This window comes from Microbispora rosea (genome assembly GCF_900156315.1).
In the GTDB taxonomy this organism is placed as follows: Bacteria; Actinomycetota; Actinomycetes; order Streptosporangiales; family Streptosporangiaceae; genus Microbispora; species Microbispora rosea.
Genome location: NZ_FTNI01000017.1, coordinates 140642 through 162498 on the forward strand (window position 1 = coordinate 140642; position 21857 = coordinate 162498).

Below are 21857 nucleotides of genomic sequence, written 5' to 3' on the forward strand. Positions count from 1 at the left end.
CGCCGGGCCCGCGCCCTGTTTTCGGCGGCCGGCCGTCAGGCCGCCGTGTCGCAGATCAGCTCGGCCGCCCTGGCGAGCAGATCCGTGTAGACGGTCGGGTCGTCGGCCTCGATGACCGGGAAGCCCACGCCGAAGTCGCCGTTGACCCACCGGGCCCGGACGCCGGGATTGGCGACGTCGGTCCCGTCGTACAGGAACACGTGGGGGCTGCAGTCGACCCGCCCGTGCCGGGCCGTCTCGAACTGGTCAATCACCGCCCGCCGGGCGCGGCCGTCGTCGAGCGCCTCGGCCAGCGCCCCGGCGTCGACCGCCCCGGTGGATGCCGCGACGTCGAGGATCTCGTGCCGCAGCGAGATGCACCGGCCCTCGGCCCAGAAGGCCCGGCGCAGCGCGAGGTCGAGCTGTTCGGAGGCGTGCAGGCTCTGCGCCTTCGCCGCCTGCACGGCCTCCAGCGGCGGCAGCATCGTGACCGGATAGGTCCAGTCGGGCCCCTGCCACAGCCGCCACCCCGCGCCGGGGTCGAGCGCGCCGACCACCGACACCTCCGAGTCCACCCCCGGGCGCTCGTTCACCGTCCGGTTGAACAGCTCGAGCGGGAAGCAGCGGTGGTCGAACCACAGCCGTCCCTCCAGGCCGAGCCGCCGCCGCGCCTCGTGCAGGCGGTGGACGGCCAGGTGGGCGAAGGAGCAGTTGAGGTCGGAGAAGACCACGATCGTGTCGGGCGAGTCGGGCAGCCGCGGATCTCTGCTCATCTCGGATCACCTCCGGTGACGTAATCTGCGGTCACGGCATCTCCGGTCACGGCATCTCCGGTCACCAGGGCCGTCCGCTCGGGGAACAGCCGGCACAGCGCGGCGTAGAGCAGCGCCGCCGTGCAGAACGGCACCAGGCAGCTCAGGTCCACCCCGCCCGCCAGGCGGGCGAACGGGCCGGTGTAGATCGTGTTGTCCACGAACAGCAGCCCCAGGACCACCGCGGGGACGAACGCCCCCAGGGCCCGGAGGTTGAACCCCCCGGTGAACCAGTAGCGGCCCCGGTGGCCGGGACGGGCGAAGCCGTACAGGTCGTCGGGGTGGTACCGGCCCCGCCGGAGGGCGAGCCCGACCAGCATGATCGCGGTCCACGGCGAGACGAGGACGAGCAGGATCAGCACGAACGTCGAGATCGACTCGATGGCGTCGAAGGCGATCGCCCCGACGTAGAGGGTGGCGACGCCGAGGGCCCACATCAGCCATGTCGCCGCGGCGCGGGGGAGACGCCACAGGATGGAGTTGGCCGACAGCCCCGCCGCGTACAGGCACAGCGCCGCCTGCGGCAGCGTGCCCGCGAACCCGAAGACGATCACCACGACCGCGAACCACCGGGGCACCGTGTCGGCCACCCCGAGGATCCAGGGCGCCGAGGCGTCCTTCAGTATCGTGGTGACGTAGGCGCCGCCGACGAGCGCGAGCGCGTTGCTCACGTACATCGCCGCGCCGTTGTACGCCACCGCCGCCCGGTCGCCGGTCCGGGGCGACAGGTAGCGGCTGTAGTCGCCCTGGAACGTCGAGTACGACACCGGCAGCGTGGCGCTGAAGGACACGGCCAGCAACCAGGTCCGCCAGAAGTCGCCCAGCGCGTACGGCCCGCCCGCGTACGCCGGGTCGAAACCGGGCAGCAGCACCACGACCAGCGCCAGCAGCACCAGCCCGCCGATCACCGTCATGACCTTGTAGGTCGCCAGCAGCGCGCCGTATCCGTACACCGCGACCGCCGCGACGGCCAGGGCCATCAGCGGCATCGTGACGGCGAGGCCGGCCGGGCCGGCCGGGGTGCCGAGCACCCGCTGGCCGGCCGCGAGGATGGCGGTGGCGCCCGTCCACACCGCGATCGAGAAGAACCCGATCGCGACCACGATGGTGATGACGTTGGCGACGACCCGGCCGCGCACGCCGAAGTGCGCGCCGCTGGACACCGCGTCGTTCGCGCCGGTGCGCTTGCCGAACAGCACGAGCGGTGCGAACACCGCCGTGCCGATCAGCAGCCCCACCAGGATCGCGGTGACGGAGGCCGTCCAGCTCAGGCCGAAGCTCACCGGCACCGAGCCGAGCACCACCGTGCCGAACGAGAACTGGGCCGAGTGCCAGATCCACAGGAACTCGCGCGGAGAGGCGGTGCGCTCGCCGTCCGGGATCCGGTCGACGCCGTGCGCCTCCACCCGCGTGCTCTGCCCGCCGGCCTGCCCGGTGACCTGGCCGGTGACCTGGCCGGTGACCTGGCCGGGCAGTTCGCGGGTGGTCACGGAGCACCCGCCTCGGGCCGCAGGCCCTCGGCCCGCTCCGCCCACTCCGCCGCCCACTCCGCCGCCTCCGCCGCCGACCGAGGAGACGCGGCGTCCTCGGGCAGCAGCGTGACGCGCAGCGAGCCGCACGGCGGGCCGGCCACCTGCCGCCCGGTGAGCAGGTCGAACGTGGAGTGGTGCAGCGGGCAGGTGATCCGCAGCGTCCGCCCGTTGAGGTAGCCGTAGCGCAGCCGCCCCCTGCGGTGGGGACACTCCGCCTGCGTCAGCATCCGCCTGCCCGCCACCTCGATGAGCAGGAGGTCGGGCGCGATCTGGCGCAGCGAGACGGGCCCGCCCGTGTCCCCGGTCATGCGGGCACCTTCCTCGCCCTGTCCACCGCCGCCTCCGTGGCCTCGGCGATGACGGCGCTGGTCAGCGTGACGCCGGCCCACACCTTAGCCAGGTCGACCTCGCGGTGCTCGCCCAGCGCCCGTATCGCCGTCTGCATCTGCTTGGAGTGGAAGCTGTCGATGTACAGATGTTCTGTGTAGTACCGGTCGCTGCGGACGCCGAGCCGTTTCGCCGCGGCCGCGAAGGGCTTGAAGGCGTACAGCACGCTGGCCTCGAAGTAGGCGTACGCGCCGAGGAAGTACTCCGGCGCGGGCGCCCGGTCGGCCAGCCAGTGGAACAGGTTGACGTACGCGAAGCTGGCGTCCCCGGCCCGGTCCACGTAGTGCTCCAGGTCGGCGGGCATGCCCAGTTCGGTCACCAGCTCGCGGTAGAGCCGCGAGTGCTCCATGTCGTCGTTGCCGCAGCCGAACTCGTCGATGAGCACGCGCAGCACGGCCATGCGCGCCTTCGCCGGCAGGCGGCGCAGGATCCCGATGTGGGACTGCGACTCCACCAGACCGTCGACGGCGAACTCCGCGACCACCGTCTTGAACTGGCCGAGGGTGGCCTCCTCCGCGAGGAACCGCTCGTCGCCCGAGGGGTTGGCCTGCTCCTTGGCCAGCAGGTCGTGGAGCGCGTCGATCAGCTCGATGCGGAACCCGAAGCGGGGCGCGCGCTCCTCGTGCTCGGCGGCGAGGCGCACCACCCAGTCGCGCTCGATCTCCCACAGTTCGGCGTACCTCTCGGGAGTGAGGACCGAGCGGTTGTAGACGTAGAGCCGCTTCTGGGCGGAGTCTCCTGGCCGGACCTCCAGCATCCCGCTCACCCCGCTTCCCCGACGACCGCGTCGGTGTCGATGACCCCGCGACGGTGCAGTTCCTTCTTCAGGTGCCGATACCAGTCGTCGTTGAACAGGCCGTACCGCTCGCACGTCGCGTCGATCTCCCGCTGCCGCCCCGCGGACGGCTCGGCCAGCATGGCGTTGGCGAGGCCGGGCTCGACGTTCGCCAGGGGACCGATGAACCCGGCCACGCCGCCGGGCCCCGCCACCTCGTGCAGGAGGTTCTCCCAGCCCTCGAACACCGGGATCTCGGGGACCGCGGCGACGAGCTTCCTGGTGAACTCCGCCGACCCGCTGGACTCCTTGATGCCGGCGACGCCGGGCAGGGCGCAGACGCGCACCAGGGTGTCCAGTTCGATCTGGTTGCCCGACAGGGCCTTCTCGTTGTAGACGAACAGCGGGACCGGCACGGCCTCCCGGATCGCCCGGTAGTGCTCGTAGATCTCCTCCTGCGTCAGGTCAGGCGAGAAGGGGGTGGTGACGGCGATGGCCGCCACCCCGAGGGCCAGGGCCTCCTTCGCCCTGGCGATCACCTCCTCGGTGGTCGGCGACTGCACGCCGGCCAGGACAGGCAGCCCGTCCGCGTGCCGGACGGTGTACGCGACCATGTCGTGCCACTGCCGATCCGACAACTTCCACCCCTCGCCGGTGGAAAGGGCGGGCATCAGCCCGGTGACCTCGCTCCTGAGGGACCCGACGAGCCGCCGTACGCTCGGCTCGGACACCTCGCCCGCCTCGGTCAGGGGCGTGACCATGGGGACGATCGTCCCCGAGTGCTTTGCTGGATACACGGGTCACCTCACAGGTCGTCGACGTCGACTCGCAGGGCCAAGGACCGCTCGTAGAGCCGTTCCAGCGGAGCCGGGAACACCGGTTCGTCATCGGCCGGCTTCGCCGGCTCCACCGGCCGGACCGGGAGGTCGGGGCGCAGGCTCAGCCGGGGGCTGGCCGTGACCACGACCGTGTCGCGGCGCATCGCCATCGCCACGAGCAGCCGTTCGTGCAGCGGAAGGTCCGACAGCACCCCGGCCTCCAGGGCGAGGCGCAGGTCCTGCTCGTCGTAGCCGATGCGGTCGATGGCCATGTCGGAGTGCAGGTTGTCCATGAAGGGGTAGTACTCGTCCTGCACCCGACGGGGGTACCGCCAGACCAGGTCGTCGCACCGCCCGACGTGCTCCAGGCTCATCAGGACGCGGCCGCCGGACAGGCGCTCCGTGAAGAAGCGCTTGCACCCCCGCCGGACCTCGTCGTCACGGCTGTGCATGCCCATGAACAGGGCGGCGTCGAGGAAGGGCTCACCGCTCATAGCCGAGCAGCACCTCACGCATCCGGTGCATGGCGCAGGCGAAGGTGCCGGGCCGGCGGGCGAGGGCGACGCGGATGTAGCGCTCGCCCTTCGCGGGGTCGTTCCAGTAGAAGTACGTGCCGGGCAGCACGTAGATCTCGTCCTCCAGCAGCCGCTGCTGCAACTGGCTCGCGGTGAGGTCCTCCGGCTTGATGCGGAACCACGCGACGCTGGTGTTCACCACGGGCTCGACGTACTCGAGGATCGTGCCCTCGACGGCCTTGACGGCCATCGCCCGGTTGTCGGTGATGACGTCGCGCACCGAGGCGAAGTTGTCCTCGATGGAGTCCTCGACGTACTGGGTGAGGAAGTTGAGGACGAACGGCGAGACGTTCAGCAGGACCGCCGTCTGGATGTTGTAGACCTCCTCCCTGATGTCGTCGCTGACCGTCAGCATCGCGCACTTGGCGTCCTGCACCGGCCAGGTCTTGCCGGTGTCCTCCAGGGCCATGTACGAGACGCCCGACTCCTCGAGCAGCTTGTAGATGTCGATGCGCCCGATCTTCTCGTCGCACAGCGCGAACGACGCGAAGCACAGGTCGAGCATCAGCAGCTTGCCGTGGTCCTTGCAGTAGCGGATGACCTCGCGGAATCCGTCCATCCCGTACTGCAGGAGGCTGAATCCGGTCGGATTGTTGGGGTCGACCAGATACAGCGCGTCTGTTTCCAGGGTGCTCAGGTTCGCGTAAATGCGGTCCGGATCGGCGAGCGACTCCTCCGGCAGAGCGGTGAGTTCGACCTGCATGTGCTTGAGCAGGTCGACGAGATTGTCGAAGCACGGCTCGATGAGGCCGACCGACATGTTCCGCTGCATCAGGTACATGGCCGCGACCATTGTGGAGACGCTGGCCGAATACGACAGCCAGGTTTTGCCGGCGGCGGCTGCGGTGGGCTGCCTGTGCAGCCGGAAGAAGGCGTCGATGAATCGCTGCTCGAAATACGCCTGCTGGTTTTCCTCGGCCTCGTACCACAGGTCGGGGAGACGGGAGACGATCTTGTCCTGGCCGGCGGACTGGCGCTGGTGGGTGTGCGCGTCGGCGAGGTTCCATCGGGTCTTCAGGGCCTGGATCTCGTGCTGGGTAAGGTCGACGAACCCGGTCACGTCCGGTGTCCCGTCCGTTCCGTCCGGCGTCTCTTCGATTTCCGTACCGACATTGTTCATGACAGATCCCTTCACTGGTGCGGAACATGGAGTAGCGCAAGAGTGGTGCGGGAAGACATGCGTCGGAGGCGGCGGCTTCGCCGCGATCTCCTTCTTACGGAGAAGCAGGGAGGAACTTCACTCCCGATTTCCGCCCGTTTTGGGCGATGCGATAAAAAGGTACGTCTCACATACGGCGGAGTCAACCGGTGAGACGGGAAATGCTTCTTTCCGGATTTCCACAATGGTCCGGGTTTCACGTCACCGGACGCTGACTGAGGGTAATCGGAATATCGCGTCGATTATCCAAGGAATGGGGAACGTCCATAAAGAATCGGCGCGCGTCGACGTCCCGGCGCGCGCCGATCGAAAAGAGCCGGTCGCGTGCTTCGCCGGCGGACCGCCAGGGTCCGCCGGCGTTCTGCGTCCCCCCGTGAGAGGACCGTTCTGTGTGCCCGGGAACCGTTCCGGGTGTCCGGGAAAAGGGCTTCGGTCAGGCGGCGGCGCGCTTCAGGATGTCCTCGAACACGCTCGGATCGTCGGAGGAGACGACGGGCCAGCCGATGCCGTACGAACCGGCCCAGCCGACCTCGATGCCGGGGTTGGCGTGGTCGGTGCCGTCCGGCAGGAACAGATGCGGGCTGCAGTTCACCCGGTCGGTCGCCGCGATGGCGGCCTGTTCGGACAGCGCGCGGCGGGCCCGGCCGTCGTCGAGCGCGGCCGCCAGGGCGTCCACGTCCACCACGCCGGTGGACGCGGCGGCGTCCAGGATCACCTTACGGTGGCTGATGCACCGCGACTCGGCCCAGAAGGCCCTCCGCAGGGCCAGGTCGAGCTGCTCGGACGCCGCGAACCCCTGCTCCTTGGCGGCCTGGACGGCCTCCAGCGCGGGCAGCGTCGTGGACGGGTACAGCCAGTCCTTCGCCTGCCACAGCTGCCACCCCGCGTCGGGTTCCAGCGCGGCCATCCGGCCCACCTCGCTGTCGGTTCCCGGCCGGGGGCTGGGCGCGTCGTTGAGCAGTTCCAGCGGGAAGGCGCGGTGGTCGAAGCGGACCCGGTCGGTCAGGCCCAGCCGTTCCCTGGTCGTGTGGAGCCGGTGCACGGCTATATGTGCGAAGGAGCACCAGATGTCCGAGAAGATGATGATGGTGCCGGGTTCCGGGGTCAGCGTCGTCGTCATCGACGTTCTCCTTGTGTCGTGCCTTATAGCGCTCAGGCCGCGCCGGCGCTGAGCGTGGCCCCCTCGTGCTTGGCGAGCACGGCCTCCACCAGCACGTCCTCGTCCGGCAGCCACGGGGTCATGGAAGGCACCTCGCGCAGGGTCTGCACGAGCGTCTCGGTGCCCTCCACGACGGTGGCGCCGTGCGAGCTGAGGATGTGCCGGGGGGCGAGCCGCAGCAGGTCGTCGAGCACGATGTCGAACTTGGCCGGGTCGGCCAGTGCGGTCCAGGGGGCGTTGGCCCTGGTGAACAGGGCCATCCCGGCGAGATAGTCGCTCTCCGGGACGTCCTGGGCGTTCTCCGCCGGGGTCGGCAGGATCGCGCCGAAGCTGTCCGCGCTGAACAGCGAGCGGGTGGTGTGGTCGTAGAGGGCCAGCGTCGAGGGGGAGTCGTACGCGGGCGGGCGCAGCAGGGAGACGATCCGGCCCCCGAGGTCGAGCGTGCGGCCGGGGTTGACCTGCAGGACGCGGTTCGGGGGCACGTCCCACTCCTCGCCCAGCCGCGCGACGGCCAGGCCGTTCGTGACGACCTTGGCCTGCGGCGCCGCCATGAGGATTTCCTTGAGGTTGCCCGCGTGGTCCCTGTCGTCGTGCGTGAGCACGATCCAGCGCAGGTCGGCCGGGTCGACCAGGGACCACAGGGCCTGTTCGAAGTAGCCGCGGTCGATCGCCATGCCGGTGTCGACGAGGATCGGCTGCGGGCCGCGGATCAGGTAGGCGTTCACCGGCAGCAGGCCGGCGCCGGTGATGGGGAGGGACGACGGCAGCGTGGTGACGCCGGGTGTCGCCTCGTACGGGCTGCGCAGATAGGAGGTCATGGAGGGGGGTCCTTTCCGCGGTGAGCTGACTCAGGCGAGCTGATGCGGGTGAGCTGGCTCAGGTGAGCTGGACCAGCACCGAGCCGACGATAAGCAGGGCGAGACCGGACAGGCGGGGCGCCGTGAGCGGGCGCCGGGGCAGCCGCAGGAATCCGTAGTTGTCGATCACGGCCGAGGCGACCTGCTGGCCGGTCACGGTCAGCGCCACGGTGGTGGCGGCGCCGATCGTGGGGATGAGCGTGAAGGTCGCGGTGACGTACGCCGCGGCGCAGGCGCCGCCGAGCCAGCCCCACCAGGGCATCGTGCGCAGCCCGCCGAGCTGCGGCCGGGGGGTGCGCCGCGTCGCCAGCAGGACGAGCAGCACCACGGCGATGGTGATCGTGGCCACGATGAAGCTGATCATCGCGGTGGTCACCGGCTCGTGGATGTCCTTGCGCAGCTCGGCGTTGACCGCTCCCTGCACCGGCAGGACCGCACCGGCCACGATGCCCAGCAGGATCCAGCCGCTCTGGCCGAGGCCACGGGTCCGGGGTGCGGCCGCCGTCGCCGTCGCGGCCGGTGCGGTGGCGGTGGCCGTCCCGCCGCGGACGGGAGCGCCGGCCCCGCCGCCGGGCGCCGGTCCCGCCGCGGGCGGCGTCTGCGCCGGGCGCTGTCCCCGGATGATGACCGTGATGCCGGCGAGGACCGCGAGCGCGCCGAGCGCGATGCCGACGCTGAGCGGCTTGCGCGTGATGCCGAACAGGCCGAACAGGTCGAGCCCCAGCGACGCGAACATCTGGCCGGTCACGAACAGGCCCGCCGCGGCCAGCGCGCCGAGGCGGGGGAAGAGCAGGATCCCGCTGGTGATGTAGAGCGGGCTGGCCAGGCCTCCGAGCAGGTGCCAGAAGGGCACGCCGGGCGCGAGACGGACCGCGCCGATGGCTCCGACGGCGGCCGCGAGGAGCGCCAGCAGGGCCGTCGCCACGCCCAGTTGCAGGGTCGAGGCGCCGTACGGCGTCCCCACGGCCTTGTTGAGCTGGAGATTCACCGAGGCTTGCACTGCCAGTAAGCAGCCGACCAGCAGCGCCGAGGCGAGGAACAGGGCATGCATCGCGATCCCTCTTCTAGAGAACCGGATTTCCGAGCAGCCGGATGAGAACCGGACATGGTGTCCGGATGAGCGTAAGACAAAGTGGACGCGATGTCCACATAGTTCGACCGGGGGGCTACCATGGCGTCATGAACAACGGGTTTATGGATCCCGGCGGGAACCGGAGGAACGGCCGCGTTCCGTCGGAGGGGACCATGCCTGCCCGCGCCGGCCGGGAACTGCCCGTGCTCGACCTCGAACCGGGCCGCCCGGCGCCTGTGCGAGAACGGGCGGACGCCGCGCGCAACCGCATGCGCGTGCTCAAGGCGGCCGAACAGCTCTTCGCGACCAGGGACGCGCGGCACGTCACCATGGACGAGATCGCCAAGGCCGCGGGGGTGGGGCGGGCCACGCTCTACCGGCGCTATCCGGACCCCGCCTCGATCGCGACGGCACTCCTGGACGAGCACGAGCGGCAGGTGCAGGGACACATCCTGAACGGCCCGCCGCCGCTCGGCCCGGGGGCCTCACCGGCAGATCGGCTCGCCGCGTTCTACATCGCCATGACCGATCTGCTGGAGCGTCACCTGCACCTCGTGCTGGGGGCCGAGACGGGGAGCGCGCGGTTCGGCACCGGCGCCTACCGCTTCTGGCGCGCGCACGTGCGCATGCTGCTGACCGAGGCGCGAGTGCCGGATCCCGAGGGGAAGGCGGACGCCGTGCTGGCGCCGCTCGCGCCCGAGGTCTACCAGTTCCAGCGGCACACCCTGGGCCTGTCGCAGGCCCGCGTCACCGAGGGGCTGGTGTGGAGCGCTCGCCGCCTGGGGGGAGGCGATGCGCCGGAACCCTGACGAGCCGTGAGGACCGGCGGGGCAAGGACGGATGGCGGCGGCCAGGATCAGGCGCGGCCTGGCCGGTTCACCCGACGGCCTCCATGGTCAGGCCGTCGTCCGGACCGGGCCGGTCCACTTGAGCTCGGGCAGATTGACCACGATCGCCTCCTGCGTGCTGCGGGCGATGACCACGACGGCCTCCAGATCGGGGTCGGGGTTCTCCTCCCGGTGCGGCACGAACGGCGGCACGAAGACGTAGTCGCCCGGCTTGGTGTCGATGCGCACCTCGTGCGGCTCCTCGGCGTCCACGTCGAGGAACACGAACGACGGCGTGCCGCTGACCACGTAGATCGCGGTCTCCGAGTCGCCGTGGTGGTGGTTGGCGGAGGCGGTCGCCGGAGCCACGTGGGTCTGGCCCATCCACAACCGGCTCGACCCCACGGACCCGCCGCTGATGGCGGCCCGCCGGTGCATGCCGCCGGTCTGCGCGGTCTCCGAGGTCAGGCCGGCGGGCACCACGTGGTGCAGCCTGCGGTGGAACGGATCCTCGGGTAGGACGATGCTCACCGGTCTCTCCTGACTCTCACGACGGCCCGGCCGGGGTCGCGTCTCTCCTGGTGATACCAGCCTGCCCGTTTCTTCCCGGGCGCCGCCGTCTTCCAAGTTTGTCCCAGGGCCCGCGTCACCGAGGCGCCGCTGTGGGGCGCTCGCCGGAGTGCGGGAGGCCCGGCGTCTCCGGCTCGGGCCGGGGGCAGTAGCCGCCGATCCCGTGCTCCAGCAGGTCGAAGGCGCGCTCGGCGTGCTTTCTGATGTCCGTCCTGATCAGCGCCGCGGGCTCACCGGCCATCTGCCGCATCGCGAAATGGCGGATCAGCGCGCGGACGACGGCGCAGATCTGCGCCGACACCAGCCGGGGGGTCAGGTCGTCGGGGTCGGCGTCGGTCTCGTCGGCGAGCGTCCGGGCCAGCCGCTCCTCGCGGTGGACGTCGAGCATGCGCACCCGTGACTGCAGCGCCGGGCTCTCCCTGACCCGCTGCGCGAACACGTCGGCGCCCTCGCTCATCCCGTAACGCCAGTCACCGGCGTCGAGTGCCTCGAAGAAGTCGCGCCGCACCGCCTCGGCCGCCGTCTCGCCCGCGCGGCGCTCGCGTACGGCCCGGGCCAGCAGATCCTCGGTCTCCTCGCTGCGGTCGAGGAACATGTCCTCTTTTGTCCGGAAGTAGTTGAACACCGTGTTGACCGACACGTCGGCCGCTCTGGCCACCTCGGCCACCGTGACGTTGTCGAACCCCCGTTGCAGGAACAGCCCCATCGCGATGTCGGCGATGCGCTGCCGGGTCTCCCGCTTCTTCCGCTCCCGCAGGCCCTCTTCCACGCTCCGATTGTAAGGGCGAGCACAATCTTTAAGTGACTCCAAATTTGGTGTTACTCTATCGGACATGATTCACGCCAGAGGGCTCACCAAGACCTTCGGCCCGGTCGAGGCCGTCCGGGGGATCGATCTCGATGTCTCCCCGGGGGAGATCGTCGGCTTCCTCGGACCGAACGGCGCGGGCAAGACCACCACGCTGCGCATGCTCACCACGCTGCTGCGCCCCACGTCCGGCGCCGCCGCCGTCGCGGGCGCCGACCTGTTCGCCGACCCCGCGGCCGTACGGCGCCGCATCGGCTACGTCGCCCAGGGCGGCGCGTTCGCGCCGTTCTCCCCGGTGGGGGAGGAGCTCGTGCTCCAGGCCCGCCTGTACGGCCTGAACAGGGAGCAGGCCCGTGAACGGGTGGCCACCCTGCTCGCCGAGCTGGACCTGCCCGGGGTCGAGGACCGTACGACGGTCACGATGTCGGGCGGCCAGAAGCGCCGGCTGGACATCGCGATGGGCCTGCTCCACCGGCCCGAGCTGCTCTTCCTCGACGAGCCCACGACCGGGCTCGACCCGCAGAGCCGCGCCAACCTGTGGGACCACGTGCGCCGGCTGCGCGAACGGGACGGCCTGACCGTCTTCCTCACCACCCACTACCTGGAGGAGGCCGACGCGCTCTGCGACCGCGTCCTGATCATCGACCACGGCCGGATCGTCGCCGCGGGCACCCCGGACGAGCTGAAGACCGAGCACGGCGCGCGCACGCTCGACGACGTCTTCCTCGCCGTCACCGGCCGCGAGCTGCGCGAGGGGGCCGCCGCGTGACCGCCCTCGCCGCCCTGACCGGGCACTACCTGCGCGTCTCCTTCACCAACAAGTTCAGCCTGGTCTTCAGCGCCCTGCAGCCGTTCCTCTACCTCGTGCTGTTCGGCCCGCTGTTCGACCGGAGCGGCGTGGGCTCGTGGGCCGTCCTCGTGCCGGGACTGCTGGTGCAGCTCGGGCTGACGAGCGCGGGGATGGCGGGCTTCACCATCGTCTTCGACCAGCGGTTCGGCGTGCTCGAACGGCTGCGGGTCACGCCGGTGAGCCGGGTGACACTGCTGCTCGGCCGGGTGCTCAGGGACAGCGTCGTGCTGCTGGTCCAGGCGGTGGCGATCATCGTGGCCGGCTACGCGCTGGGCCTGCGGGCGCCGATCGCGGGAGTGCTGGGGGCGCTGCTGCTGACCACCGTGCTGTCGGTCGGCATGGCGTCGCTGTCGTACACGGCGGCGCTGACGCTGCGGCAGGAGCTGTTCGCGCCCGTGATGTCCACCCTGGTCGTCCCGCTGATGCTGCTGTCGGGCGCGCTGCTGCCGATGTCGCTCGCGCCCGCCTGGCTCGACGTGGTGTCGCGGCTCACGCCGTTCCGGTACGCGGTCGAGGGGCTGCGCGCGCTTTTCGCCGGTTCTTACGCGTCGTCGGCCCTGGTGTGGGGCGTAGTCGTGTCCCTGGCCTTCGCCGTCCTGGGCGTTACCTTGGGCACCAGGCGTTTCCAGAGGGAAAACGCCTGATCAGGGGTAGGAAAAGGCATTCGAAGTTGATACCGGTTTGCGGGCGCCGCCGGGCACGGAGACGGTCACAATGGGTGGCGTGGCGGACGTCAACTTCACCCTCGTCCAGCTGCGTTACTTCGTAACCGCGGCCGAGCTCGGCAGCATGACCGCGGCCAGCAGAGAACTCATGGTGGCGCAGTCGGCGATCTCGGCCGCCATCGCGCAGGTGGAGCGGGAGCTGGGGGTCCAGCTCCTGATCCGCCACCACGCCCGCGGTCTGTCGCTGACCCGCGCGGGCGAGCGCTTCCTCGTCGAGGCCAGGGAGTTCCTGTCCCACGCCGCGGCGCTCGCCCAGTCGGCGCGCGGCCTCGCGGGATCGCTGACCGGTGAGCTCGCCGTCGGCTGCCTGACCACGCTCGCGCCGTTCTACCTGTCCCGGCTGCTGCGCGAGTTCGCCGAGAAGTACCCCGGGGTGCGGGTCAGCGTCGCGGAGGGCGAGATCTCCGCCATGGAGTCGGCGCTGCTCGACGGGCGGTGCGAGGTCGCCCTCGTCTACGCCATCGATCTCGCCCTCGACCTCGACATCCGGACACTCACCCGGGCCAGGCCGTACGCGTTGCTGCCGCCGGAGCACCCCCTGGCCCGGGCGGAGACGGTGTCGCTGACGGACCTGGCGGCCGAGCCGATGATCCTGCTGGACCTGCCGCGCAGCCGCGACTACTTCCGGGCCATCTACCCGACCGAGCCGCGCGTCCGGTTCCGCACGTCGAGCTACGAGACGGCCCGCTCGCTGGTGGCGGGCGGGCACGGCTACTCGATACTCAACCAGCGGGCCGACAACGACCAGACCTACGACGGCGGCCGGGTCGCGTGCGTCCCGATCAGCGACGACGTGCCCGCGCTCGACGTCGTGCTCGCCTCGGTGCGCGGAGTGCGGCCCACCGCCCGGGCGGTCGCCTTCGCCGAGACCTGCCAGGCGTTCTTCTCCAGGAGATAGTTCACCCGTGGTCGGCGAGCAGCTCCTCCAGGAACGCGCTGGTCTGCGTGGCCGGCCGGGCGTCCACGCACAGCGCGTTCATCACCTGCGTGTACGCCTCGGTGTCCTCGGACTTGTCCAGGTAGAGGGCGCTGGTGAGCTGCTCCAGGTAGACGACGTCGGGCAGTTCCGGCGCGTCGAAGCGCAGGATCGTGAAAGGCCCTCCGCACGCGGCGTGCCCGCCGTGGTCGAACGGCACGATCTGCAGCGTGATGTTGGGCTGCCTCGTCACCTCGATGAGGTGTTCCAGCTGGGCCCGCATCACCTTCCTGCCGCCGATCGGGCGGCGCAGCGCCCCCTCGTCCATCACGGCCCACAGGGTCGCCGCCTCGGGCCCGGCCAGCCGCTCCTGCCGGCGCATCCGCAGGTCCACGCGCCGGTCGGCGTCGTCGGCGGACCGCCCCGTGTTGCTTCTCAGGACAAGGGCCCGCGCGTACTCCGGCGTCTGCAGCAGCGTGGGCACGAACTGCAGCTCGTAGCAGCGGATGACGGACGCCGCCTCCTCCAGCCCGACGTAGAACTCGAACCAGCCCGGCAGCACGTCGCTGTACTTGTGCCACCAGCCGGGGATGTTCGCCTGCCGCGCCAGGTCAAGTAGCACGGCCCGGTCGTCGGCGTCGGTGATGCCGTAGAGGGTGAGCAGGTCGGCGACGTCCCGCTCCTTGAAGCCGACCCGGCCGAGCTCGAGCCTGCTGATCTTGGCGTGCGACCCGCGGATGGCACGGGCCGCCTTTTCCGGCGTGATGCCGCTCTCCCGGCGCAGCCGCCTGAGCTGGGCCCCGAGCAGAAGCCGCAGGGCCGTCGGGCCGCCGCGGGCGGTCCCGGCCAGTGCGGGGGCGGTGCTGCCCGCCTGTGCGTTCACGATCGCTCCATCGGCGGCGCTCCCGGAAGAATTCCTGGTAAACCAAACGGGTTGATCATCCTACCGGACCCGGGCCAGGCCGTCTTTTCTGGGAACTACCACGGAAGTCGGGGGACGCATGACATTTGCACGTGCACGCGTGCTTGCATCCGCAAGGCACAGGGCAAGATACACGACGGCAGGGAAATTCACATCATGTAATGCTGAGACCTGAGGGATCGGCGATGACAGCAGACCTGGCGGGCCCGGGAGCCGCGACAGCGCCTCCGTGGTTGACCTCGATGTTCGAGCGGGACGACGTCGCCGGCTTGTCCCTGCCTCCTTCTGCGACGTGCACCTTTCACGGGCGCACCACGTCTGCCGCCGCCGCACGTGATTTCACCGCCAGGACGTTGTGCGGCTGGGGTTTGGCCGGCCTCGTGCCGGACGCGCAGATCGTGGTGTCGGAGTTGGTGACGAACGCGCTGCGGCACGCTCCCGGCGACCCCGCGGACGCCCCGCCGATCCGGCTGAGGCTGGTGAGGCACCGGTTTCATATCGGCTGCGGCGTGAGCGACGCCAGTGCGCGGGTGCCCGCGGTCTCCCCCTGGAGCGACCTGTCGGAGTCGGGCCGGGGGCTGCATCTGGTCGAGGCGCTGACCGCGGCGTGGGGATGGATCCTCACCCGCGGCGGCGGCAAGGTGGTCTGGGCGCTCTTCGACGCCTCGCCCACCTCCTGAGCGACATCCGCCCCCGGAAACCGGCCGGGCCGCCGCCGGCACCGAATGCCGGCGGCGGCCCGACGGTCGCCACGGGTCCCCGCCGGCCTCGCCGGGCTTCGGGGACGGACAAGTCAGCCCTGCTCGGCCTCGCCGGTGACCTGCTCGGCGGCCTCCTCGGGCGACTGCTCCAGGTCCTGGTCGGCCTGGGCCTGTGCGGAGGCCTTGTCCAGCCGGACCCAGCTCGTGATGCTCTCGATCGCGAACAGCACGAGCAGGTACGCCGTGAGGACGGCCGCCACGGGGGTCAGCCATCCGGCGGCGGCGGCCACGCCCAGGACCAGCAGGCGGACCTCCCAGCCCAGACCGGCCTGGTAGAGCCAGGCGGGGGGCCAGATGCCCTGCCGGGTGCGGTAGACGGTGTCGTACGTGTGGTAGCCGATCGTGTAGAGCAGGACGAACAGCAGCCACTTGGGCGTGTCCTCGGCCAGCCCGAGCACGATGATCGTCATGAACTCGGCCGCACGCAGCAGCGGGGGAGTGAGCCAGTCGAAACGGCCCAGGTGGTCGCGGCCGGCGGTGGGCAGGACCAGCACGAGCAGCACGGCGACGGGCACGATCAGGATCGGGCCGTCGGTGAGGGTGCCGGCGACGGTCAGCGCCACGATCGCGATCAGTGCCACCACGGTCGCGGGCACGGGCGGCAGCAGCCGGCCCAGGGAGCCCTTCAGCGCGGTGGCGAGCGGGCCGTCGTCGCGGTAGGCGAGCAGGCGCGCGGTCTGCACGCGGCGGCGCTCCTCGTCCGGGTCGGGAAGCGGCGTGGTGGCCTGCGGCTGAGTGATCATGCGAGCGACCTCAGGAGACGTCCGGTGAGGGTGTAGGTGGCCGCGACGCCGCCCCAGACGATCAGCGTGAGGAACGTCACCCGGGGGTTGAAGAACGCGGCGGTGATCGCGATCGCGGCGAAACGCTCGCCGATGGGGAACACGATCATCTTGCGGGCCCAGTGGACCGGGCGGAACTTGCCGGCCTTGGTCCAGAGCTTCAGCAGCCCGCGCACGCCGGTGCTCCGGCTCGCCCGGCGCTCCTCCAGCGCCTCCCGCAGCGGCCGGTCGTCGGCGACCGTCAGGTCCAGCGTGGGCAGCGGCACGGGCGCCTTGCGCCGGTTGGCCGCACCGAACGAGAAGTCCAGCAGGTGCTTGACCGACTGGAGGGCCAGCGCGACCAGCGCCAGCGTCCAGACGCCCTCGCCGTCGCCGAACTGCCCGGACACCGTCGCGCCGACCGCGAGGCCGACGAAGACGGCGTACTCCTTGAACCGGTCGAAGGTGGCGTCCAGCCAGGCGCCGAGCACGCCGAACTTGCGCGCGTAGCGGGCGACCTGGCCGTCGACGCAGTCGAAGACGAACGCGAAGTAGATGAGCACCCCGCCGGCCACCGCCCCCCAGCGGGTGCCGGTGGCGAACGCGCCGGCCGACAGCAGGCCGAGGGCGATCGAGATCAGCGTCACCTGGTTGGGCGTGAGCCCCCGGCGGGCCGCCCAGCGGGCGATGAAACGCGAGTAGGTGCTGACGAAGAACGTGGTGAAGAAGCCGTCGGCGCCCTTCACGGCGTTGTTCAGCCGGGCCCGGTCCTCGTTGTAGTCCGCCATCTCCGCCAGCGCCTCGTCGGCGTCGGCCTGGCTGCGGACGCGGCGGAAGAACAGGTCGCGCCGGCCCCGCCGGCCCACCGACACGCCGCGCCGGACCAGGCCGAGCACGAGAAGCTCGGTCACGTCGTCCTCGGGGCCGAACAGGTGGGCCATGTCCGCGAGCTCGCGGGCGACCTCGGCGAGGGTCTGCAGGTGCCGCTGGTGGAGGTGGAGCGGCCCGAGCAGTGCGGCGTTCGGCCGGGTCACCGCGTGATAGGCGGTGCCGACCGAGACGATCCGGCTCCGGCCGATGCGGGTGCGCTGGGGCAGCCCCTCGATGACCTTGTCGCCGATCTCGGGCTCCGCCTCCTCGATCGGCACCTCCTCCGTCTCCTCCGCCGGCGGCGCGTTCTCGTCCAGTTCCTCGCGCTGCTGGCGGACGACCAGTGCGATGGCCCCCCGCTTGGCCTTGGTGATCTGGTAGATCAGCTCGTCGTGCACCAGCGAGTCGGCCGGCAGGATCAGCAGGTTCTCTTCGGCGTTCTCGACCGCGTCGGCCAGCGCGCGCAGGTCGCCGGCGACGTCGGGGCTCTCCACCACCCGGCCGTACGGCCTGCGGTAGGCGGCGGCGTCCTGCGGGCGGGCGATCGTCGTCGGCTCGGGGTCAAGCGCGGTGGCCTGCGCGAGCAGCCTGTCGTACGCGGAGGGGGCCCCGGGCAGCGATTTCAGCGTGATGTCCGCGGGCAGGGCGGGCTGACCGCCGAGCGGCGGGGGACTGATCGGGCCGGGCGGGGCGCCCAGCAGGACCACGCGGGTCATGGCAACCTTTCACGCAACGGGGGGAGATCAGGCCCTCAGGCTTGACCGGCGCGGGGAAGTCCGCCGGAAGCCAAAGCTTAGTGACCTTTCGGTTGAACCGATGCACCCCAGGTTTACCGTACGGTCCCTAGATGTACAGCTTGGAGCGGGTTCGCCTCCGGGCATCGTCGCCGGATCATTACCGAATTTTCACCATTCGTGCGCCTCAATGGGGCGAATACCCGTCTGGCGGGGCGGGCGCCCGCGCCCACCCATACGATGGCGGGGTGAGCCTCTACCGGGACGAGGGCGTCGTGCTGCGCACCCAGAAGCTGGGTGAGGCCGACCGCATCATCACCATCCTCACCCGGCGCACCGGCAAGGTCCGCGGCGTGGCCAAGGGCGTGCGCAGGACCATGTCGCGCTTCGGCGCGCGGCTTGAGCCGTTCTCCCACGTCGACCTGCAACTCCACAGCGGCAGGTCGCTCGACGTGATCACCCAGGTCGAGACCCTGCATCCGTACGGCGAGCCGATCGTGGCCGACTACGCCAGGTACACCGCGGGGACCGCGATGCTGGAGACGGCCGACCGGCTGACCGTGGGGGAGAAGGAGCCGGCGCTGCGCCAGTTCCTGCTGCTGGTCGGCGGACTGCGCACGCTCGCCGAGGGCGGCCACGAGGCCCGGCTGGTGCTCGACGCGTTCTTCCTGCGCTCGCTGGCCGTCGCGGGCTACGCCCCCGCCTTGTCGGAGTGCGCGCGGTGCGGCGCGGAGGCCGTGCGCGCCTTCGCGATCGTCTCCGGCGGCGTGGTGTGCGGCGCGTGCCGCCCGGCCGGCGCCGCGGTGCCCGCCGCGGAGACGATCGCGCTGATGATCGCCCTGCTGCGCGGCGACTGGGCGGCCGCCGACGCCTCCGAGGCCCGGCACCGCACCGAGTGCAGCGGCCTGGTCGCCGCCTACCTGCAGTGGCACCTGGAGCACGGCATCCGTTCGCTGCGTCACGTGGAACGGGAGTGGCCGGGCCAGCTGACGGCAGGCGAAGCGAGGATCATCTGACCGGCCCTCACCTGGTCCGGGGGCCGTGACCGGGGGCGTCGGCGTCGCGCGGGGAACGCACAGGATCCGCACGGGATCCGCACGTCTCGCGAGCCTGAGGACCGGCCAGGACGCAATACCCTCGGTACATGGTCCGTCCTCCCACTCCGCATCCGTCCGGTGCCACCCCGCCCGCCATCCCGCGCGACCTGCTGCCGCGACACGTGGCGATCGTCATGGACGGCAACGGCCGATGGGCCAAGACACGCGGGCTGCCCAGGACCGAGGGGCACAAGATGGGCGAGGCGTCGCTGTTCGACGTCATCGAGGGCGCCATCGAGATCGGCATCCCCTACCTGTCGGCGTACGCCTTCTCCACCGAGAACTGGAGGCGCTCGCCTGACGAGGTGCGCTTCCTCATGGGGTTCAACCGCGACGTCATCCGCCGGCGCCGCGACCAGCTCAACGCGATGGGCGTGCGGGTCCGCTGGGCCGGGCGTCCCGGGCGGCTCTGGAAGAGCGTGATCAAGGAGCTGGAGGACGCCGAGCGGATGACGGTCGGCAACAGCACGCTGACCCTCCAGTTCTGCGTGAACTACGGCGGCCGCGCGGAGATCGTGGACGCCGCCGTGCGGCTCGCCCGCGACATCGCCGCGGGCCGGGTCAAGGCCGACAAGGTCTCGGAGAAGACCTTCGCCCGCTATCTGGACGAGCCGGAGATCCCGGACGTGGACCTGTTCCTGCGCTCGTCCGGCGAGCAGCGCACCTCGAACTTCCTGCTCTGGCAGTCCGCGTACGCCGAGATGGTGTTCCTCAACCAGCTGTGGCCCGACTTCGACCGGCGCGACCTGTGGCAGGCGTGCGAGATCTACGCCAAGCGCGACCGCAGGTACGGCGGGGCCGTTCCGAACGAGACGGCCCAGAACTCCGGCGCCGCGCGCCACTGACACGCCCGCCACCGACGGGCGTCGGCACGCCACCGGGACACGGCACGGAACACGGCCCGGGACACGGCGCGGCTGCGGGCCCGGCGTCAGGAGGCGTCGCGGCGGCGGGCCCGGTACGCGGCGACGTGCATGCGGTTTCCGCAGGTGCGGCTGTCGCAGTAGACCCGGGAGCGGTTCCTCGACTCGTCGACGAAGACGTGGGAGCAGTCGGGCGCCGCGCACGTGCGCAGGCGGTCCCGCTCGTTCTCCACCAGCACGTGGGCGAGCGCGACGCCGCAGTCGGCGGCGAGGTGCTCGGCGACCGACGAGCCCGGCGCGAAGTAGTGGACGTGGAGAGGATGGCCGTCGTGCTCCGCGAGGTGCGGGGTGATGCGGGTGCGCTGCAGCAGGGTGTTGAGCAGGCCGACCGCCGTCGGCTGGTCCGGCGCGGTGAACACCGCGTGGAACTCCTCGCGCAGGGCACGGACCTCGGCGAGGTCCCGCGGGCTCACCACCTCGACCCCGCTGACCTCTCGCCTGCGGACGAACTCCTCGAGGTCGCCGACCTCGGCCAGCCCGTCGCTGTCGCCGGCGCCGGTGTTGATGAGGTCCACCACCGTCGCCAGCGAGTACACCATGTCATGGCTGAACGGCACGCCATCTCCCTCTTGTCGCGGCGGGCTGGATCGTGTCCTTGTCGCGGCGCCCGCAGCGTACCTCTCGTAAGGACCGCGCGGGGCGGGGTCAGCCCTTTCCGGCCGTCTCCGCGCGCGACGCCTCCGCGCACGAGGCACAGGTGCCGAAGACCTCCACGGTGTGCGTGACGTTGATGAAGCCGTGCTCGGCCCCGACGACCTCGGCCCAGCGTTCGACGTCCGGCCCGGCCACCTCGACCGTGCGCCCGCACTCCCGGCACACGAGGTGATGGTGGTGCGAGTCGGTCTGACAGGCCCGGTAGACCGACTCGCCCTCGTCGGTGCGCAGGACGTCGACCCGGCCGGCGTCGGAGAGCGACTGGAGCGCCCGGTAGACGGTCGTCAGGCCGATCTTCGCGCCGACCGCGCGCATCTCGGCGAACACGTCCTGCGCGCTGCGGAACCCCCGGCTCTGCCGGAGGATCTCGTGAACGGCGTCACGGCTCTTCGTCATCAGGACTCCTGTGTACGGCTTCGCCCTACGACCTACCAGGTTAGGCCGGTTCGCGTCAGATCAGTCCGAAACGGGTGGCGGCGAGGAGGACCAGGAACGTGGCGACCGCCACGCGTAGCAACCGGCCCACCGGACGCAGCGAGGGCCAGGACAGGTAGGCCAGCCAGGCGATGAACGCGAGCACCGGAAGCACGGCCACCCCGCCGCGCCAGTCGGGCACCACCAGCCCGGCGATCAGCAGGGCCACCATCACCAGAGGGGCCAGCCAGCGGGGCTGCTGGAACAGGAAGACCAGCGGCGCGGCGCTCCTGCGCTCGATCTCCGCGCGCAGCCCGGTGGCGCCGGGCGTGAAGAACTGCTCGCCCTGCGGCAGCGGCCGCCGCACCCGCGGGGACGCCGCGTCCCCCTGGGCGGGAGGTTTCCTCGCCAGAGGATGGGCCGGCACCTGACGGCGCGGCGGTTCGGTTTCGCTTCCCACGTGTTCGAGCCTAGTGCGCATCCGCCCGATCGTGGCCCTGTCGCGTCGCCCGCGCTGCTTCCTCCCGCCCGGGCCGCCCCCTCCCCGGCAGGGCGTACGCGCGGGGTGGCATGCTGGGCGGCATGCTCGCCGTGATCCGTTATTCGGTGCCGGGCGCCCGCGCCGACGAGTTCGCCGCTCAGGCGCGCGCCATCCTCGATCTGCTGGCCGCGCAGCCGGGATACCTGCGCGGGCAGATCGGCAGGTCGGTGGACGAGCCGGCCCTGTGGGCCGTGGTCAGCGAGTGGGAGGGCGCCGGCTACTACCGGCGTGCCCTGTCCGCGGCCCGCATGGTGATGTATCCCCTGATGACCCTTATGATCAACGAGCCCAGCGCCTTCGAGAGCGTCTACACGCTGCCGGGCGAGGGGGCGAACGCGGGGACCGTGGGCAAGGCTTGA

The 21857-nt window shown here is 71.1% G+C and carries 26 protein-coding genes; 8 read left to right on the forward strand and 18 right to left on the reverse strand.

Going from position 1 to position 21857, the window contains the following annotated elements:
• Positions 1–35 precede the first annotated feature (35 nt).
• From BXA11_RS23480 to BXA11_RS23525, 10 genes are all read right to left on the reverse strand, one after another.
• Entirely contained in the window at positions 36–752 is a 717-nt protein-coding gene (locus tag BXA11_RS23480; RefSeq protein ID WP_076437872.1) for a DsbA family oxidoreductase, read from the reverse strand.
• Complete coding sequence (locus BXA11_RS23485; protein WP_076437874.1) at positions 749–2281, reverse strand: purine-cytosine permease family protein; 1533 nt, start codon at positions 2279–2281, stop codon at positions 749–751. Before BXA11_RS23485 ends, BXA11_RS23480 begins: the two co-directional genes overlap by 4 nt.
• Positions 2278–2631 (reverse strand): Rieske (2Fe-2S) protein, encoded by a 354-nt coding sequence (locus tag BXA11_RS23490; RefSeq protein WP_076437876.1) that lies wholly within the window; start codon positions 2629–2631, stop codon positions 2278–2280. Before BXA11_RS23490 ends, BXA11_RS23485 begins: the two co-directional genes overlap by 4 nt.
• Positions 2628–3467: an iron-containing redox enzyme family protein gene (locus BXA11_RS23495; protein WP_076437977.1), complete on the reverse strand. Its 840-nt coding sequence runs from the start codon at positions 3465–3467 to the stop codon at positions 2628–2630. The genes BXA11_RS23490 and BXA11_RS23495 overlap by 4 nt, the downstream gene beginning before the upstream one ends.
• 5 nt (positions 3468–3472) lie before the next feature.
• A complete protein-coding gene (locus tag BXA11_RS23500) occupies positions 3473–4282 on the reverse strand; it encodes a dihydrodipicolinate synthase family protein (RefSeq protein WP_275409694.1) in 810 nt (269 codons plus the stop codon).
• Positions 4283–4290: 8 nt separating this feature from the next.
• On the reverse strand, positions 4291–4797 hold the full coding sequence (locus BXA11_RS23505; RefSeq protein WP_076437880.1) for a DUF6190 family protein: 507 nt from the start codon (positions 4795–4797) through the stop codon (positions 4291–4293).
• Entirely contained in the window at positions 4787–5998 is a 1212-nt protein-coding gene (locus tag BXA11_RS23510; RefSeq protein ID WP_204053615.1) for an aminotransferase class I/II-fold pyridoxal phosphate-dependent enzyme, read from the reverse strand. Before BXA11_RS23510 ends, BXA11_RS23505 begins: the two co-directional genes overlap by 11 nt.
• Before the next feature lie 472 nt (positions 5999–6470).
• Complete coding sequence (locus BXA11_RS23515; RefSeq protein ID WP_076437882.1) at positions 6471–7157, reverse strand: DsbA family oxidoreductase; 687 nt, start codon at positions 7155–7157, stop codon at positions 6471–6473.
• A gap of 32 nt (positions 7158–7189) precedes the next feature.
• The gene (locus BXA11_RS23520; protein ID WP_036405278.1) at positions 7190–8014 is read right to left on the reverse strand and encodes an MBL fold metallo-hydrolase; all 825 of its coding nucleotides are present in this window, start codon (positions 8012–8014) and stop codon (positions 7190–7192) included.
• Between the two features lie 58 nt (positions 8015–8072).
• On the reverse strand, positions 8073–9104 hold the full coding sequence (locus tag BXA11_RS23525) for a DMT family transporter (protein WP_076437884.1): 1032 nt from the start codon (positions 9102–9104) through the stop codon (positions 8073–8075).
• Between the two features lie 128 nt (positions 9105–9232).
• Here BXA11_RS23525 and BXA11_RS23530 point away from each other — a divergent pair, with 128 nt between their 5' ends.
• Positions 9233–9934, forward strand: a complete 702-nt coding sequence (locus BXA11_RS23530; protein ID WP_239104952.1) for a TetR/AcrR family transcriptional regulator — start codon at positions 9233–9235, stop codon at positions 9932–9934.
• An 87-nt stretch (positions 9935–10021) separates the two neighbouring features.
• Here BXA11_RS23530 and BXA11_RS23535 read toward each other — a convergent pair whose 3' ends face one another.
• On the reverse strand, positions 10022–10483 hold the full coding sequence (locus BXA11_RS23535; protein WP_076437886.1) for a cupin domain-containing protein: 462 nt from the start codon (positions 10481–10483) through the stop codon (positions 10022–10024).
• 115 nt (positions 10484–10598) lie between these two features.
• Positions 10599–11291, reverse strand: a complete 693-nt coding sequence (locus tag BXA11_RS23540; RefSeq protein WP_076437888.1) for a TetR/AcrR family transcriptional regulator — start codon at positions 11289–11291, stop codon at positions 10599–10601.
• Positions 11292–11355: 64 nt separating this feature from the next.
• Between BXA11_RS23540 and BXA11_RS23545 the strand changes: the two genes are divergently transcribed.
• From BXA11_RS23545 to BXA11_RS23555, 3 genes are all read left to right on the forward strand, one after another.
• Positions 11356–12099, forward strand: a complete 744-nt coding sequence (locus BXA11_RS23545; protein ID WP_076437890.1) for an ABC transporter ATP-binding protein — start codon at positions 11356–11358, stop codon at positions 12097–12099.
• Positions 12096–12824: an ABC transporter permease gene (locus BXA11_RS23550; protein WP_076437892.1), complete on the forward strand. Its 729-nt coding sequence runs from the start codon at positions 12096–12098 to the stop codon at positions 12822–12824. The genes BXA11_RS23545 and BXA11_RS23550 overlap by 4 nt, the downstream gene beginning before the upstream one ends.
• Positions 12825–12894: 70 nt before the next feature.
• The gene (locus BXA11_RS23555; protein ID WP_030506250.1) at positions 12895–13803 is read left to right on the forward strand and encodes a LysR substrate-binding domain-containing protein; all 909 of its coding nucleotides are present in this window, start codon (positions 12895–12897) and stop codon (positions 13801–13803) included.
• 1 nt (position 13804) lies between these two features.
• Here the strand turns inward: BXA11_RS23555 and BXA11_RS23560 are convergent, their stop codons facing one another.
• Positions 13805–14704, reverse strand: a complete 900-nt coding sequence (locus tag BXA11_RS23560; RefSeq protein ID WP_076437894.1) for a helix-turn-helix domain-containing protein — start codon at positions 14702–14704, stop codon at positions 13805–13807.
• A 224-nt stretch (positions 14705–14928) separates the two neighbouring features.
• Between BXA11_RS23560 and BXA11_RS23565 the strand changes: the two genes are divergently transcribed.
• Positions 14929–15423, forward strand: coding sequence for an ATP-binding protein (locus BXA11_RS23565; protein ID WP_159454832.1), 495 nt, complete (start codon positions 14929–14931; stop codon positions 15421–15423).
• Positions 15424–15536: 113 nt separating this feature from the next.
• Here the strand turns inward: BXA11_RS23565 and BXA11_RS45430 are convergent, their stop codons facing one another.
• On the reverse strand, positions 15537–16247 hold the full coding sequence (locus tag BXA11_RS45430; RefSeq protein WP_076437898.1) for a DUF5941 domain-containing protein: 711 nt from the start codon (positions 16245–16247) through the stop codon (positions 15537–15539).
• Positions 16244–17851, reverse strand: coding sequence for a CDP-alcohol phosphatidyltransferase family protein (locus BXA11_RS45435; RefSeq protein ID WP_076437901.1), 1608 nt, complete (start codon positions 17849–17851; stop codon positions 16244–16246). Before BXA11_RS45435 ends, BXA11_RS45430 begins: the two co-directional genes overlap by 4 nt.
• A gap of 266 nt (positions 17852–18117) precedes the next feature.
• Here BXA11_RS45435 and recO point away from each other — a divergent pair, with 266 nt between their 5' ends.
• Together recO and BXA11_RS23585 are read left to right on the forward strand one after the other, a co-directional pair.
• Positions 18118–18885: a DNA repair protein RecO gene (recO, locus tag BXA11_RS23580; RefSeq protein ID WP_030506245.1), complete on the forward strand. Its 768-nt coding sequence runs from the start codon at positions 18118–18120 to the stop codon at positions 18883–18885.
• A gap of 128 nt (positions 18886–19013) precedes the next feature.
• Positions 19014–19811, forward strand: coding sequence for an isoprenyl transferase (locus BXA11_RS23585; protein ID WP_030506244.1), 798 nt, complete (start codon positions 19014–19016; stop codon positions 19809–19811).
• Between the two features lie 86 nt (positions 19812–19897).
• Here BXA11_RS23585 and BXA11_RS23590 read toward each other — a convergent pair whose 3' ends face one another.
• The 3 genes from BXA11_RS23590 to BXA11_RS23600 all read right to left on the reverse strand — a co-directional run bounded on the left by BXA11_RS23590 (position 19898) and on the right by BXA11_RS23600 (position 21417).
• Positions 19898–20446, reverse strand: a complete 549-nt coding sequence (locus tag BXA11_RS23590) for a CGNR zinc finger domain-containing protein (RefSeq protein ID WP_143734469.1) — start codon at positions 20444–20446, stop codon at positions 19898–19900.
• Between the two features lie 88 nt (positions 20447–20534).
• A complete protein-coding gene (locus BXA11_RS23595) occupies positions 20535–20939 on the reverse strand; it encodes a Fur family transcriptional regulator (protein ID WP_076437903.1) in 405 nt (134 codons plus the stop codon).
• A 55-nt stretch (positions 20940–20994) separates the two neighbouring features.
• On the reverse strand, positions 20995–21417 hold the full coding sequence (locus BXA11_RS23600; RefSeq protein ID WP_030506241.1) for a DUF6703 family protein: 423 nt from the start codon (positions 21415–21417) through the stop codon (positions 20995–20997).
• Between the two features lie 122 nt (positions 21418–21539).
• Here BXA11_RS23600 and BXA11_RS23605 point away from each other — a divergent pair, with 122 nt between their 5' ends.
• Complete coding sequence (locus BXA11_RS23605) at positions 21540–21857, forward strand: antibiotic biosynthesis monooxygenase family protein (RefSeq protein ID WP_030506240.1); 318 nt, start codon at positions 21540–21542, stop codon at positions 21855–21857.